Consider the following 14,190-nt stretch of genomic DNA (forward strand, 5'->3'; position numbering starts at 1 on the left):
GGTGGCCTTCGTCGCATGTGGGTCGGTGGACAAGATGGTCGCGTTCCGTTCTAAGATGAACTCGACAACGGTTTCCATCCCCAAAGCTTCACCCCGCCGAGGAGTTCACTGATGACGCTGCGTCACCTTCGCGCGGGCGCGGCAGTCGCCGTCGCCCTGCTCGCCCTCACCGCCTGCGGCGGCGGCGCCGAGACACCCGCGGCAACCGACGGCAAGGTCGCCGTCGTGGCCTCCACCAACGTCTGGGGCAGCGTCGTGCAGGCCGTCGGCGGCGACGCCGTGACGATCCACTCGATCATCGACGACCCGTCGGCCGACCCGCACTCCTACGAGAGCAAGCCCGCCGACGTCGCCGCGCTCGGCAAGGCGAAGCTGGTCGTGTTCAACGGCGGCGGCTACGACGACTTCTTCACCAAGCTGATCGGCGACTCCGGCGCGGACGGCGCCAAGCAGGTCGACGCGTTCGCCCTGTCCGGCAAGGCCGACGGCGTCAACGAGCACGTCTGGTACGACCTCCCGACCGTCAAGAAGGTCGCCGACAAGGTCGCCGAGGAACTCTCCGCCGCCGCGCCCGACCAGAAGGACACCTTCACCGCCAACGCCAAGGCGTTCGACGGCAAGCTGGACGAACTCGGCACGTCGATCACGAAGCTCGGCACCGACCACCCAGGGGCCAAGGTCGTCGTCACCGAACCGGTGCCGCACTACCTCCTCGAAGCCGCGGGCATCACCGACGCCACGCCCGCCGAGTTCAGCGAGGCCATCGAGAACGAGACCGACGTCCCGGTCGCCGCACTGACCGAGACCACCGGCCTCATCACCGGCAAGCAGGTCAACGCGCTGGTCAACAACACCCAGACCGAGAACAGCGTCACCCAGCAACTCGTTTCCGGCGCGGGCACGGCGGGCATCCCCGTCGTCGGGGTGACCGAGACGCTGCCCGCCGGGGTTTCCGGATACCTTGACTGGATGACGAAGCAGGTGGGCGAACTGTCCTCCGCCCTCAGCCGGAATTGACCTCATCCGCCGCTTCGAAGAGCAGGGAGTCCGGACCTCGCGGTCCGGGTTTCCTGCTTCACCGAGCCGTGCCGTCGCCGCTGACGCGGTTCGGGTCTGACCAGCCCTCCACAGGCGTTTCGCCTCTCCGCCAGCCCGGCGGCGAGGATGTTGCGGGCCGCGTTCACGTCCCGGTCGTGGACCGCACCGCACGGGCACGTCCATTCCCGGACGCGCAACGGCAACGACTCGACCTGGACGCCGCAGGCGGAACAGAGCTTGGACGACGGGAACCACCGGTCGACCACCACCACGGTCCGGCCGTACCAGCCGGCCCTGTACTCCAGCATGGTGCGGAACTGGGACCAGGACGCGTCACCGATCGCGCGGGCCAGGTTGTGGTTCTTCATCATGGTGCGAACGCTGAGGTCCTCGATCACGATCGTTTGGTTGTCGCGGACGAGTCGAGTGCTCAGCTTGTGCAGGTGGTCCTGGCGTCGATCGGTTGTTCGAGCGTGGACCCTGGCGACCTTCGAACGGGCTTTCGCGCGGTTGGCGGAACCCTTGACCTTCCTGGCCAAGGCCTGTTGCGCCTTGGCGAGCTTCTTGCGTTCCGCCTGTTCGTGGCGCGGATTTTCGATCTTCTCGCCGGTGGACAGAGCCACCAAGGAGGAGATGCCCGCGTCGATTCCCACCGACTCACCGTCGGGTTGGAGGAACCGCACGGTCGGGTCGTCGACCAGGATGGCCACGTGCCAACGGCCCGCCGCGTCACGCGACACCGTCACCGTGGACGGTTCCGATCCGCCGGGCAGGGGGCGGGACCACACGATGTCCAGGGGATCGGTCTGCTTCGCGAGGGTGAGTCGTCCGTCGCGGTACTTGAACGCGGACGCGCGAGTTCGTTCATCCAACGCCCAGATGTAAACCAGTCAATCGCACCCGAAGGTGCGATTGAGTTGATCAACCTGCTCCGTGGTGGGGTAGAAGCGATACTTGAACGCCCGCTTCACGCCCCCGGTGCCCACGCCTTACATCATACCGTGTTCCAATGCAAGTACACGTCCACAGAAAGGAGCGGGCGCCTCCTCCTCCACTCGAAAGCGGGGGTAACGCGCTCAACACAGCCATGACGACCGCACCGTCGACCACCACCGACGTGACACCGGCAGACCGTCCCGCGCAGCCGCGCGGGGCGGTCTCGCTGCGCGGAGCCGCCCTCGCCTACGGCAGGCGCGTGCTCTGGAACGGCCTGGACCTCGAAGTCCAGCCCGGTGAGTTCCTCGCCGTCCTCGGCCCGAACGGCTCCGGCAAGACCAGCCTCATGCGGGTGCTGCTCGGCCTCCAGCCGCTGTCCGGCGGGAGCGTCGAGGTCGCGGGCAGGCCGCCCGGCCGGGGCAATCGCGAGATCGGGTACATCCCGCAGCAGCGCTCGCTCGACCCGACGCTGACGCTGCGGGGCCGCGACCTGGTCGGTCTCGGCCTGGACGGGCACGCGTGGGGGCTCGGCCTGCGCGGTCGCAAGGACCGCAAGGCGCGTGTGGACGAGGTGCTGGCCGCTGTCGGCGCCACCGACTACGCGGACGCGCCCATCGGTCTGCTCTCCGGCGGTGAGCAGCAGCGGCTGCGCGTCGCGCAGGCGCTGGTCGGTGATCCGCGGGTGCTGCTGTGCGACGAGCCGCTGCTGTCGCTGGACCTCGCGCACCAGCGCGTCGTGAGCGACCTGATCGACACCCGCCGCAAGGCTGCCGACACCGCGGTCCTGTTCGTCACGCACGAGATCAACCCGGTCCTGCCGCTCGTCGACCGCGTCCTGTACCTGGTGGACGGTCGCTTCCGGATCGGTCCGCCGAGCGAGGTCATGACGTCGGAGACGCTGTCGGAGCTGTACGGCACGACGGTCGACGTCGTGCGGGTGCGCGACCAGGTCCTGGTCGTCGGCGCCACCGGCAAGCTCTGCGAGGACCAGCCGCACCACGTCGTGCAGGAGAGCTGATGGACACCTTCTTCGACCTCGCCACGACGTTCGACCTGCTGTCGCTGGACATCGTGCACCGCGCGCTGATCGCCGGGGCCGTGCTCGGCCTGCTCGCGGGCGTGCTGGGGCCGCTCGTCGTGACGCGCAAGATGTCGTTCGCCGTCCACGGCACCAGCGAACTCGCGTTCACCGGCGGCGCGGCGGCGCTGCTGCTCGGCGTCAGCGTCGGCTACGGCGCCGTCGGCGGCGCGGTGCTGGCCGCGCTGCTGCTCGGCCTGCTCAGCCAGAAGGACTCCGAACGGGACTCGGTGATCGGCGCGGTGCTCGCGTTCGGACTGGGCCTCGGCGTGCTGTTCCTGGCCCTCTACGACGGCCGCGCCACGACCAAGTTCGGTCTCCTCGTCGGCCAGCCGTTCGGGGTGGCGGCGGACAACGTGTGGCAGCTCGTCGGCATGGCGGCGCTGGTGCTGGTCGTGCTCGCGTTCCTCTACCGGCCGCTGCTGTTCGCCAGCGTCGACCCCGACGTGGCCGCCGCGCGCGGCGTGCCGGTGCGGGTCCTGACGCCGGTGTTCGCCGTGCTGGTCGGCATCGCCACGGCGCTGAGCGTGCAGATCGTCGGCGCGCTGCTGGTGCTGGCCCTGATGATCACGCCCGCCGCGGCGGCGTGCCGCGTCACGTCGAGCCCCGGTCGGGCGACGCTGCTGTCGGTCGTGTTCGCCGAGGTGGCCGTTCTGGGCGGGATCGTGCTCTCGCTGGCGCCAGGTCTGCCCGTGAGCGCCTTCGTCACCGCGATCTCGTTCGCGATCTACGTCGGCTGCCGGGTCGTCGGGGGCGTCCGCGTCCGCCGGATCGGCAGCCGCCGGGTGGCTGCCGCGGCCTGACCCAGGCCCTCACGCCGAGCGGCTGACCTGCGAGTCGTCGGCCACCACGACCTGGTGGTCGGTGCGTGGCGAGGGCAGCGGCACCGGGAGGCGGGTCGCGGCGGAGCCGATGTCCAGGCCCGCCACCTGCACCTGGTTGCGGCCGTTCTCCTTCGCCACGTACAGCGCGGCGTCGGCGCTGTGCTGGGCGAGCGCCAGGCTGTCGCCGTTGTCCGGCACGACCGCGACGCCGATCGACGCCGAGATCGACCGCACGTCCGGGCCGTCCTCGTCGCCCGGCGGCAGCGCCCGGCCGCGCAGGGTCACGGTGTTGCGGTGTTTGTCCGTGGTGGACACCGTCGCCTCGGCGATGGCCTCGCGGATGCGCTCCGCGATGGACACCCCCTGCGCGAGCCCTGTGTCGGCCAGCACGACGACGAACTCCTCGCCGCCATCACGTCCGGCCACGTCGCCCGGTCGGAGCTTCTCGCGCAGGATGCGGCCCACTTCCGCGAGCACGGCGTTGCCCGCCGGGTGCCCCCAGGTGTCGTTGATCCGCTTGAAGAAGTCGAGGTCGATCGCCAGCACGGTCACGGGCTGACCGTCGTGCCTGGACCGTTCGGCGAGCCGGTTCGCGTACTCGGCGAGGCCGTTGGTGTTGAGCAGGCCCGTCCGGTAGTCGGTGTGGGCGTCCTCGGCGAGCTGCTGGTGCAGTTGTTCCTGCTCGCTCAGCAGCCGTTCCAGGTGGGCCCGCCGTTCTGCGGCGTTGTTCAGCAGGGCGTTGACCAGGATTACCGGGGCGACCAGCAACAGCGGACCGACCCAGTGCGATGTGATCAGCATGCCCAGCATCGCGCCCGCGCCCAAGGTGGTGACCTCGAGCATGTTGTCGGCCTTGGAACCGAGGAACTCGACCAGCCTGGTGTGCGGGGTGACGATCTTCAACGCGACCGCGATCGTGGCGACCTGGGCGAACCAGTTCAGCGCGGCGGCCAGCGCGAGCACCAGCACCAGGCCGAGGTCGGTCGGGATGTTGCCGGTGGCGGCGAGCGAGAAGCCGGAGAGGTGCACCACGGCCCACGCGAGCATGGTGCTGCCCAGGATGCTGGTGGAGCTGAAGACGAACCGGTACGGCCTGCGGCGGGCGATGGGCTGGATGAGGATCCTCATCCAGAGCGTCACGATGACCGCCAGCCCGCCGGGGAGCGCGATGGCCGCGGCGAAGGTCCACACGGACGTGAGGTCGATGTGCGGGCCGGACGACTCGTCGCGGCGCGACTCCTCGGCGCGCCGGACCATCGTCAGGTGGACCGTGATCGCCAGGGTGATCGTGCCGAACCGGAGCCACTCCGTTGACGAGACGGAACCGATCGTGCCGAACAGCGACGTGAGCAACCAGATGGCCGCTCCGGCGACGGCCGCCTCGGCGACCAGGAAGAACGCCAGTGCCGCCGGGCGCAGGCTCCACAGCTCCCAGTTCCGGATTGGTACCCAACGGGTTGCCCTGGGAGGCTTGTCGTCAGTCAAACTGTTCTTCACCACGTTCCACCAACCTCACGACGGTGTCCGCACACCGTGGTGCCGTTGGGGTACCCGCTACTTGCACCAGTCGCTGCTCGACGGCCATGCGAAGGAGGGTTTGCCATGCGCAACCGCGACATGTGAGCTCCCCCTCCCTTCACTTCGGGGCCGAATTCTCACCGTACGCAACCGAATCCTCGCTGGACGCGCACGAAAGGTCCGTCATGATTGACAATCGCGATATGTGATGAGTCCGTTTCAGCTCACCACCACCTTCTGGTCGCCGCGCACCCGCGCTCGGCGCCAGGACACCGCGGCCTGGGCTGCGAGAAGCAGGCCGATGCCTCCCGCGCCCGCGATGGTCGCGGTGATGGAGCCCACAGCGTGGGCGACCACGCCTGCCAGCGCCATGCCACCGCCCTGGCTCGACCGCAGGGCGGCCCTGCCGATGCCGTACGCCCTGCCGCGGTACGCGTCGGGCAGCATCCTCATCCAGGCCGACCGCGCGGGCGTGTGGTACGCGCCCGCCATGCCCGCGATGACGAGGAGCGCGATCGTCCAGGTCAGGTTCGGGTCGAGCGCGAACAGGACCAGGGGTGCCAACGACAGGATAGCGAGCGGTCCGATCAGCCGCTCGCGTTTGGCGGGTTCCCGAACCCAGCGGAACAGCACGGCCACGCCCAGCACGTTCGCCGCGGGCTCGATCGCCAGGATGAGGCCGACGGCCCACACGGCGTCGAGGCTGGCGGCCAGCGGCACGGCCAGACCCTCCGGCACCATGGCGAGACCGGCGAGCAGGCGCATGCCCATGAGGCTGCGCAGCCGCGGCTCCGTGACGAGGAGCGTGAACACGCCCTGGCGGGGCGGTTCGCCCGAGGTGTCGACCCTGCGGTGCCGTCGCGGGTCGGCGGCGGGCCGGTGCTTCACCGACGTGTGGACCAGGATCGCGACGAGGACGAACGTGACGGCGTCGATCGCCAGCGCGACGCTCGGGCTGGCGGCGGTGACGATGAACCCCGCGGCGGCGAGCCCGGCCATCTGCGCCACGTCGACCGAGGTGCCGAACAGCGCGACCCCGTCGTCGTAGCGCTTGTCCGGCAGCACCGACGGCAGGCTCGCCTCCTGGGCGGCGAGGAACGGCGAGGCCGCGAACTGCACGGCCACCAGCAGGGCGATCATCAGCCAGAGCGGCGTGCCCGGCACCGCCATCACCCCGACGATCCCGGCCTGGAGCCAGGCGCAGATGATCATCACGGTGCGGCGGGGGAAGCGGTCGGCGAGCCAGCCGAGCAGCGGGCCCGCGATCAGCGGCGGGAAGAGCGTCAGCGACCACGTGAGCGCGGTCCAGAGGGGGGACCCGGTCCGTTCGAACACCAGGAGTGACAGGGCGACGGCGGCGAGCTGGTCACCCGCGGTGGACACCGTCGAGCCGATCCACAGGCCGCGGAACTCGCGGTCGCTCACGAGCGCGCGCAACGTCCCCTGGGAGGTCACAACCCCTCCAGGTCGTTCGGCCCCGAAGAGCGAGTCACGTTACCCCCACCCGAAGTAACCTATTTCTCCGTTAGACGGTAGAAGCTGCCGGTAGTGCAATCTCTGTCCTACCACAGTGTGTACCTGAACGGAGTAGGTCGGTTACATAAAGTAGTTATGATACGAATTTAGCCCTGGTTATTATTGACAGTTGACCGTCGCCGTGATGTGGTGAAGCCATCCGTGATTACGCTCTGTCGAAGTCCCCATGGCGCGCGTCTGTCGTGTTGCGCCGAGTGGGCCAGTTCGGTACCTGCTTATCGCCCAATGTACCGGGCGGTACCGTTATTCGCCTGACATCAGAACTGGTAGTAGAGGAACGGGCTGAAGGTCCCTCCCGCGACCAGGATTGCCGCGTAGGCCAGGCCAACCGTCATCAGCGAGACGCGGGCGACGGTGGCGATCTTGTCCCTTGAGGACTCCAGATACGGGCCGCTCACCGGGGATGTGGGCAATACGACAATGACCAGCGCGACCACAAGGATCACGAGTCGCTGATTCGTTGTGGCGACGCTCACAGCTTCGGATACGCCGGAGAAATCCGGCAGCAGCAGATGACCCAGCATCACGAACGCGGAGCCGAGGTCGGCCGACCGGAAGAACACCCAGCCGACGACCACGAGCAACATCGTCAATGCCCGCCTGCCGATGCGGGCATTTTTCGACGCGGGTGTGGAATCCCATCCAAAACCGCGTTCTATAACCAGCAGCGCCCCGTGGAACAAACCCCACACGAGGAACGTCCAGTTCGCCCCGTGCCAAAAACCGGTGAGCACGAACACGATCCCGAGGTTCCGGTACGTCTTCGCCACACCGTGCCTGTTGCCGCCCAACGGGATGTACACGTAGTCGCGGAACCACCGGGAAAGCGACATGTGCCAACGCCGCCAGAACTCGGTGACCGTGACGGAGGAGTAGGGGCGGGCGAAGTTCTCCGGGAGGCGGAAGCCGAGCATCCTACCGAGGCCGATGGCCATGTCGGAGTAGCCGGAGAAGTCGAAGTACAACTGCAAGGTGTAGCCGACGGCCCCCAACCAGGCGATGCCGAAGGTCATCTCGTCGGACGGGGTGGCGAAGCAGGCGTCGACCATCGGGGCCAGGGAGTCCGCGATGATCACTTTCTTGCAGAGGCCCAGCGCGAACCTGGGGAAGCCCGCCGCGATGTCGTCCAGGCGGTGGGTGCGGTGCTGGGGGAGCTGGTCGGAGATCTCCCGGAAGCGGACGATCGGGCCCGCCACGAGCTGCGGGAACATCGCGATGTAGGTGATGAAGGAGACGGGGTCCTTCAGCGCCTTGCGCTCGCCGCGGTAGATGTCCACCACGTAGGAGATGTGGTGGAAGGTGTAGAAGGAGATGCCGATGGGGAGGGCCAGGTGGACCACCGGGAAGTCGCCCCCCAAGGCGGTGGCGATGGTCTCCAGTTGTTCGGTGGCGAAGCCCAGGTACTTCCAGACGACCAGGATGCCCAGGTTGAAGGTGATGACGGCCAGGAGGATCTTGCGCCTGGTTCCGGGGGCCTGCTTGGGGTCCTGGTGGGGTTCGAGGCGGGGGCCTGCGAGGTAGTTGACGAGCATGCAGGTGAGGAGGAGGACGGTCGTGCCGCCTGCTCCGCTGGCGTAGAAGAGGAGGCTGGCCACCGCTACCACGCCGTTGCGCCAGGTCCTGGGTGTGGTGAGTAGTGCCGCTAGGAGTAGCGGCATGAAGAACCACAGGAAGAGGGGGCTGGCGAATGACATCGCCGGGAACCCTAGCTGGCTCGGGTGGGTGGGTGTGCACGGTCCTGGGTGAATAGGGGTGCGTGCGGGTTCGCTGGGGGGTCGGGTTGGGTGCCGGGGGTGCGTTGGTGGGGTGGCCGATTTGACTTGGGGCCCCTAGATTTGCCCCTTGGTCGGACGAAAACGGCGGGGAGGTGAAGCCGCCGTCCGACTCGAGTTTAAGGGGCAAATCCCCCAAGTAAAATCGGCCACGGTTGGGTAGGCGGCGTCGCGTTGAGAGGGTCGCGGGCTGTCTAGCAGGGAAAACGTGGAGATGGGGCCGGCCGGGTCCCTGGTGTGGGGCCCGGCCGGTGTGAGTTAGCTCTGTGGGTGGCTGTTAGGCCTTTGCGGCTACGCGGCGGCGGCGGGCTACCTCGGCCAGTACCACGCCTGCTGCTACTGAGGCGTTGAGTGATTCGACGCCTGCTGCCATGGGGATGGAGACCGTTTGGTCGCAGGTTTCGCGTACCAGGCGGGAGAGGCCGCGGCCTTCTGAGCCGACCACTACCACCAAGGGGCCGGTGGCCAGTTCCAGGCCGTCCACGTCCACGTCGCCGTCGGCGTCCAGGCCGACGATCATGAAGCCCTCGTCCGCCCAGTCCCTGAGGGTGCGGGTGAGGTTGGTGGCCATGGCGATGGGGACCTTGGCCGCCGTGCCCGCGCTGGAGCGCCAGGCGACCGCGGTGATGCTCGCCGAGCGGCGTTGGGGGAGGAGTACTCCCTGTGCGCCGAAGGCGGCTGCCGAGCGGACGACCGCGCCCAGGTTGCGGGGGTCGGTCACGCCGTCCAGGGCTACCAGCAGTGGCTGGTCGCGGGTCTGGCGGGTGAATTCGACCAGGTCGTCCGGGTGGGCGTAGCTGAACGGGGGGACCTGGAGGCCCAAGCCCTGGTGGAGGGCGCCGCCGGTGATGCGGTCCAGTTCGCCGCGCGTCACCTCCAGCACGGAGATGCCGCGGTCCGCCGCCAGCGAGACCGACTCGGCCACGCGGTCGTCGGAGTCGATGCCGATGGCCACGTACAGCGCTGTGGCGGGGATGCCCGCGCGCAGGCACTCGACCACCGGGTTGCGGCCCGCCACCGTTTCGGCCTGGCCCTCGTTCTTGCGGCGGGCCCTCGCCTTCTCGGTGTTGGCGGCCTTGGCGGCGTTCGTCGCCCGGCGGTACGCCGGGTGGTTCGGGCGCTCCACCGCCTTCGGGGTCGGGCCGCGACCTTGCAGGCCCTTGGACTTCTGCCCGCCGGAACCGACGACCGCACCCTTCTTCGTACCGGGGTTGCGCATCGCGCCCTTGCGCTTGGAGTTACCAGCCACGAGCTCAGTCGTCCCTCAATGTCCACTGCGAACCGTCGGGGTTGTCCTCGACGGCGATGCCTGCGGCCTTCAAGCGGTCGCGCAACGCGTCCGCCTTGGCGAAGTCCCGATCCTTGCGGGCCCGCAGGCGTTCTTCCAAGACGTGCTCCACCAGCGCGACGAGCGCCTGGCGGGCACCGGTGTCCGTGCTCGTGGACTCGTTCCACTTGGGGGACAACGGGTCCAGGCCGAGCAGGTCGGCCATGCCGCGCACGCAGGCCGCTGCCTCGCGTGCCGCGGCGTCGTCACCCGCGTCGAGCGCGGTGTTGCCCTCGCGGACCTTGTTGTGCAGCGAGCCGGTCGCCTGCGGGGTGCTCAGGTCGTCGTCCATCGCGGCGACGAACTCCGGGCAGAGGTCCTCGCCCAGCGGCACGACGCCCGTGCGCTGCGCGACGCGGCGCAGGAACGCCTCGATGCGGCGGTACGCCGACACCGACTCCTCCAGCGCGCCATCGGAGTACTCGATGGTCGACCGGTAGTGCGGCGTCACGAGGTAGTAGCGCAGTTCCGGCGCGCGCACCCGGTTCAGCATCTCCGGGATCGACACCACGTTGCCGAGCGACTTCGACATCTTCTCGCCGCTCATGGTGACCCAGGCGTTGTGCATCCAGTACCGCGCGAAGCCGTCGCCGACCGCCCGCGACTGCGCCTGCTCGTTCTCGTGGTGCGGGAAGATCAGGTCGATTCCGCCGCCGTGGATGTCGAACTCGCTGCCGAGGTACTCCGTCGCCATCGCCGAGCACTCCAGGTGCCAGCCGGGACGGCCCGCGCCCCACGGCGTCGGCCACGACGGCTCGCCGGGCTTCGCGCCCTTCCACAGCGTGAAGTCGCGCGGGTCGCGCTTGCCGCGCACCTCGCCCTCGCCCTGGAACACCTCGTCCAGCTTCTGCCCGGACAGCGCCCCGTACTCGGGGAACGAGCGCACCGCGAAGTAGACGTCGCCGTCCGCCGCGTACGCGTGCCCCTTGTCGATGAGCCGGTGCATCAGGTCGACCATCTGCGTCACGTGGCCGGTCGCGCGCGGCGAGTACGACGGCGGCAGGCAGCCCAGCGCGTCGTACGCGTCCTCGAAGGCGCGCTCGTGCGTCAGCGCCCACTCCCACCACGGCCTGCCGTGCTCGGCGGCCTTGGCGAGGATCTTGTCGTCGATGTCCGTGACGTTGCGCACCAGCCGCACGTCCGCGCCGTCGCGCGCGAGCCAGCGGCGCAGCACGTCGAAGTTCAGCCCGCTGCGCACGTGGCCGATGTGGGGTACGCCCTGCACGGTCGCCCCACACACGTAGATCGACGCCGTACCGTTGACCAGCGGGTGGAACTCCCGCATGGACCGGGTCGCGGTGTCGTACAGGTGGAGGCTCACATCACGAATGGTACGGGCGAAGGCGTGAGCGGGGTGAATCGACCGCTCAAACGGGGATAATGCCGTGCTTCCGCAGCGAGTCGACCAGCGCGGTAGGCCGTTCGCCCGTCCGCAGCGGCTCCACGATCGCCACCTTGCTCCCCACCGCGGCCGCCCCGCCGTCGGCCTCCTCGCTGTCCCCGACCATCAGCACCTCGGACGGGTCGACCCGCAGCCGCTCGCAGGCCAGCAGGAAGATCTTCGGATCCGGCTTGATCAGCCCCTCCTCGTAGGAGAGCACCACCTCGTCCACCAGGTGGCTCACCCCGAACCGGTCCAGGACGGCCCGGATGTTCCAGCCGGTGTTGCTCACCACGGCCACCCGCAACCCGGCCTCGGACACCGTCCGCAACGCCTCGAAGGTGTCCGGGTAGGTCTGCCAGAACGCGGCGCTCACCAACCGCTCGTAGAACGCCAGCGCGGCGCCCGGCTCGGTCAACCCGGCCGCCTGCAACGCGACCACGTGCACGTCCCGGTGCACGTCCGCGTCGAGGTCCCGCCGCAGCCAGAGCGCCTCGGTCTCCGGGTCCAAGCCCTCGGCCATGCCGACCGGAGCGGTCAACGCCCGCATCAGGTCGCCGTGCTCCTCCAGGGCCTCGTGTTCGAGGCGGAAGAGCGTGCCGGAGAAGTCGAAGAGCACCGCGCGGAGGGCCATGCGCTCAACCTATGTTGGTCTGGACCAGTTAGGGGAGTGATTCTGGCCGCTTCGGCGCGAACGCCTACGCGACGTGGCCGGTGACCTTCGTCGGGGTCAGGCGGAGGACGACCCGGACGTGACCCTCTGGAGCGGGTTCGTGGTCCTGGCCGGTGTACTTCCGGGCCAGCAGGTGGCCGACGACCAAGCCCTCGTCCTCGGTGATGGTGACGGTGCCGCGGATCTCCGCGTACTGCTCCGGATCGGCCAGCGAGAAGACGCTGACGCTCGCCCTGGGGTCGCGGCGGAGGTTCAGCTCCTTGCGGCGGTCGCGGAGCGTCGAGAACAGCAGGTCGTCGCCGTCGCGGGCCACCCAGAGGACGGACGACTGGGGGCTGCCGTCGGGGTTGGTGGTGCAGAGGACGGCGTAGTTCTTGGCGTCCAGGAGGGCTTGGACGGCGGCGTTGAGGATCACGCGACCACCAGCAGCGCGGTCGCGATGGCGGCGATGCCCTCGCCGCGGCCGGTGAGGCCCAGGCCGTCCGTGGTGGTGCCGGAGACGGAGACGGGGCCGCCGACGGCGTCCGAGAGGGTCTGCTCGGCTTCGGAGCGGCGCTTGCCGATCTTCGGGTTGTTGCCGATGACCTGCACGGCGGCGTTGCCGACGCGGAAACCGGCCTCCTCGACCAGCCTGCGGACCTCCTTGAGGAGCGTCACACCGCGCGCGCCGGACCAGCGGGGGTCGCTGGTGCCGAACACGGCACCGAGGTCGCCGAGGCCCGCGGCGGACAGCAGCGCGTCGCACAGGGCGTGCGCGGCGACGTCGCCGTCCGAGTGGCCCTCGCAGCCGTCGACGCCCTCCCACAGCAGCCCGGCGACCCAGCAGTCGCGGCCCGCCTCGACCGGGTGCACGTCGGTGCCGATGCCGACCCTCAAGTGGTTCCTCCGGTGAGCAGCGCCTCGGCGACAGCGAGGTCGAACGGTGTGGTGATCTTCATGGCGTTCGCGTGGCCCTCGACGGTGGTGACGGGCACGCCGAGGCGTTCCACGAGACCGGCGTCGTCGGTGGCCTGGACGCCGGACGCGTGCGCGCGCAGCAGCACGTCGGCGGTGAAGCCCTGGGGGGTCTGGACGATCCGCAGCGCCGCTCGGTCCGGCGTCGCGACGACCGCGCCGTCCGCGTCGACCTGCTTCACGGTGTCCGCCATCGGCAGCACCGGGATGACGGCCGGATGACCTGCTCGAACGGCCTCGACGACCCGCCGGACGACGGCGCCGGGCGTGAACGCGCGGGCGGCGTCGTGGACGAGCACGATCGAGGTGTCGGGGATCTCACGGAGCGCGTACTCCAACGCGAGACGAACGGAGTCGGTGCGCTCGGCACCCCCCGCAAGCACGTGCACCGCCCCGCCGGCCGAAGCCAGCGAGGCGGTCACGGTGCACATTGCGTCCACATCGGACGGTGGGGCGGCGACTACCACGTGTTGCACGCACCCCGCATCGAGCAGGCCGCGCACGGCACGAACCAGAAGCGGAACCCCGTTGACCGGCACGAGCGCCTTGGCCATCCCATAGCCGAGACGCTCACCCCGACCCGCCGCGGGCACGAGCGCGACAACACTCACGTCCGCGGTCCGAGTGGAGTTCGTGCGATCAGGACGCGGTAGCCAGGACCTCGTCGAGGAGCACTTCAGCCTTGTCCTCGTCGGTGCCCTCGGCCAGCGCCAGTTCGCTAACCAGTATCTGCCGAGCCTTCGCCAGCATCCGCTTCTCGCCCGCGGACAAGCCGCGATCCTTCTCGCGCCGCCAGAGATCACGCACCACTTCGGCCACCTTGTTCACGTCGCCGGAGGCGAGCTTCTCAAGATTTGCCTTGTACCGCCGCGACCAGTTGGTCGGCTCCTCGGTGTGGGGAGCACGCAAGACCTCGAAGACCTTGTCGAGACCCTCTTGGCCGACAACGTCGCGCACGCCTACGATCTCGGCGTTGTCAGCGGGCACGCGAACGGTAAGGTCGCCTTGTGCGACCTTGAGGACGAGGTACTTCTTCTCCTCGCCCTTGATCACGCGGGTCTCGATCGCTTCGATGAGAGCGGCACCGTGGTGCGGGTAGACGACGGTCTCTCCGACCTTGAAAACCATGTGTCCTCTGCCCCTTTCGCTACCC

At 69.1% G+C, this 14,190-nt stretch carries 15 protein-coding genes; 3 read left to right on the forward strand and 12 right to left on the reverse strand.

The annotated features are described in order from the left end of the window. Positions 1 to 111: 111 nt before the first annotated feature. A complete protein-coding gene (locus NZH93_RS18195) occupies positions 112 to 1,017 on the forward strand; it encodes a metal ABC transporter solute-binding protein, Zn/Mn family (protein WP_259624307.1) in 906 nt (301 codons plus the stop codon). A gap of 2 nt (positions 1,018 to 1,019) precedes the next feature. Here the strand turns inward: NZH93_RS18195 and NZH93_RS18200 are convergent, their stop codons facing one another. Both NZH93_RS18200 and NZH93_RS51255 read right to left on the reverse strand, forming a co-directional pair. Next, complete coding sequence (locus tag NZH93_RS18200) at positions 1,020 to 1,910, reverse strand: RNA-guided endonuclease InsQ/TnpB family protein (RefSeq protein ID WP_259624308.1); 891 nt, start codon at positions 1,908 to 1,910, stop codon at positions 1,020 to 1,022. 18 nt (positions 1,911 to 1,928) lie between these two features. After that, positions 1,929 to 2,024, reverse strand: a complete 96-nt coding sequence (locus NZH93_RS51255; RefSeq protein ID WP_372506676.1) for a helix-turn-helix domain-containing protein — start codon at positions 2,022 to 2,024, stop codon at positions 1,929 to 1,931. Positions 2,025 to 2,125: 101 nt separating this feature from the next. Here NZH93_RS51255 and NZH93_RS18205 point away from each other — a divergent pair, with 101 nt between their 5' ends. Continuing rightward, on the forward strand, positions 2,126 to 2,992 hold the full coding sequence (locus NZH93_RS18205) for a metal ABC transporter ATP-binding protein (protein ID WP_259624309.1): 867 nt from the start codon (positions 2,126 to 2,128) through the stop codon (positions 2,990 to 2,992). Continuing rightward, a complete protein-coding gene (locus NZH93_RS18210; protein WP_259624310.1) occupies positions 2,992 to 3,855 on the forward strand; it encodes a metal ABC transporter permease in 864 nt (287 codons plus the stop codon). Before NZH93_RS18205 ends, NZH93_RS18210 begins: the two co-directional genes overlap by 1 nt. A 9-nt stretch (positions 3,856 to 3,864) precedes the next feature. Here the strand turns inward: NZH93_RS18210 and NZH93_RS18215 are convergent, their stop codons facing one another. The 10 genes from NZH93_RS18215 to NZH93_RS18260 form a co-directional block, all read right to left on the reverse strand. Next, a complete protein-coding gene (locus NZH93_RS18215) occupies positions 3,865 to 5,376 on the reverse strand; it encodes a GGDEF domain-containing protein (RefSeq protein ID WP_259624311.1) in 1,512 nt (503 codons plus the stop codon). Positions 5,377 to 5,613: 237 nt separating this feature from the next. Continuing rightward, entirely contained in the window at positions 5,614 to 6,849 is a 1,236-nt protein-coding gene (locus NZH93_RS18220; protein ID WP_259624312.1) for an MFS transporter, read from the reverse strand. A 338-nt stretch (positions 6,850 to 7,187) separates the two neighbouring features. Further along, positions 7,188 to 8,624, reverse strand: coding sequence for an MBOAT family O-acyltransferase (locus tag NZH93_RS18225; protein ID WP_259624313.1), 1,437 nt, complete (start codon positions 8,622 to 8,624; stop codon positions 7,188 to 7,190). A 355-nt stretch (positions 8,625 to 8,979) separates the two neighbouring features. Beyond that, positions 8,980 to 9,951 (reverse strand): 23S rRNA (guanosine(2251)-2'-O)-methyltransferase RlmB, encoded by a 972-nt coding sequence (gene rlmB, locus NZH93_RS18230; protein WP_259624314.1) that lies wholly within the window; start codon positions 9,949 to 9,951, stop codon positions 8,980 to 8,982. A gap of 4 nt (positions 9,952 to 9,955) precedes the next feature. Then, a complete protein-coding gene (cysS, locus tag NZH93_RS18235; protein WP_259624315.1) occupies positions 9,956 to 11,350 on the reverse strand; it encodes a cysteine--tRNA ligase in 1,395 nt (464 codons plus the stop codon). 46 nt (positions 11,351 to 11,396) lie between these two features. After that, positions 11,397 to 12,044 (reverse strand): HAD family hydrolase, encoded by a 648-nt coding sequence (locus tag NZH93_RS18240; RefSeq protein ID WP_259624316.1) that lies wholly within the window; start codon positions 12,042 to 12,044, stop codon positions 11,397 to 11,399. A 64-nt stretch (positions 12,045 to 12,108) separates the two neighbouring features. Continuing rightward, positions 12,109 to 12,498: a PPOX class F420-dependent oxidoreductase gene (locus tag NZH93_RS18245; protein ID WP_372506677.1), complete on the reverse strand. Its 390-nt coding sequence runs from the start codon at positions 12,496 to 12,498 to the stop codon at positions 12,109 to 12,111. After that, complete coding sequence (ispF, locus tag NZH93_RS18250) at positions 12,495 to 12,959, reverse strand: 2-C-methyl-D-erythritol 2,4-cyclodiphosphate synthase (RefSeq protein WP_259624317.1); 465 nt, start codon at positions 12,957 to 12,959, stop codon at positions 12,495 to 12,497. The genes NZH93_RS18245 and ispF overlap by 4 nt, the downstream gene beginning before the upstream one ends. Next, positions 12,956 to 13,648 carry a 2-C-methyl-D-erythritol 4-phosphate cytidylyltransferase gene (gene ispD, locus NZH93_RS18255; RefSeq protein WP_259624318.1) on the reverse strand — a complete coding sequence of 231 codons (693 nt, stop codon included), beginning with the start codon at positions 13,646 to 13,648 and terminating at the stop codon, positions 12,956 to 12,958. Before ispD ends, ispF begins: the two co-directional genes overlap by 4 nt. A 28-nt stretch (positions 13,649 to 13,676) precedes the next feature. Then, complete coding sequence (locus NZH93_RS18260; RefSeq protein WP_012782996.1) at positions 13,677 to 14,165, reverse strand: CarD family transcriptional regulator; 489 nt, start codon at positions 14,163 to 14,165, stop codon at positions 13,677 to 13,679. Between the last annotated feature and the right edge of the window lie 25 nt (positions 14,166 to 14,190).

This window comes from Umezawaea endophytica (assembly GCF_025061645.1).
In the GTDB taxonomy this organism is placed as follows: domain Bacteria; phylum Actinomycetota; class Actinomycetes; order Mycobacteriales; family Pseudonocardiaceae; genus Umezawaea; species Umezawaea endophytica.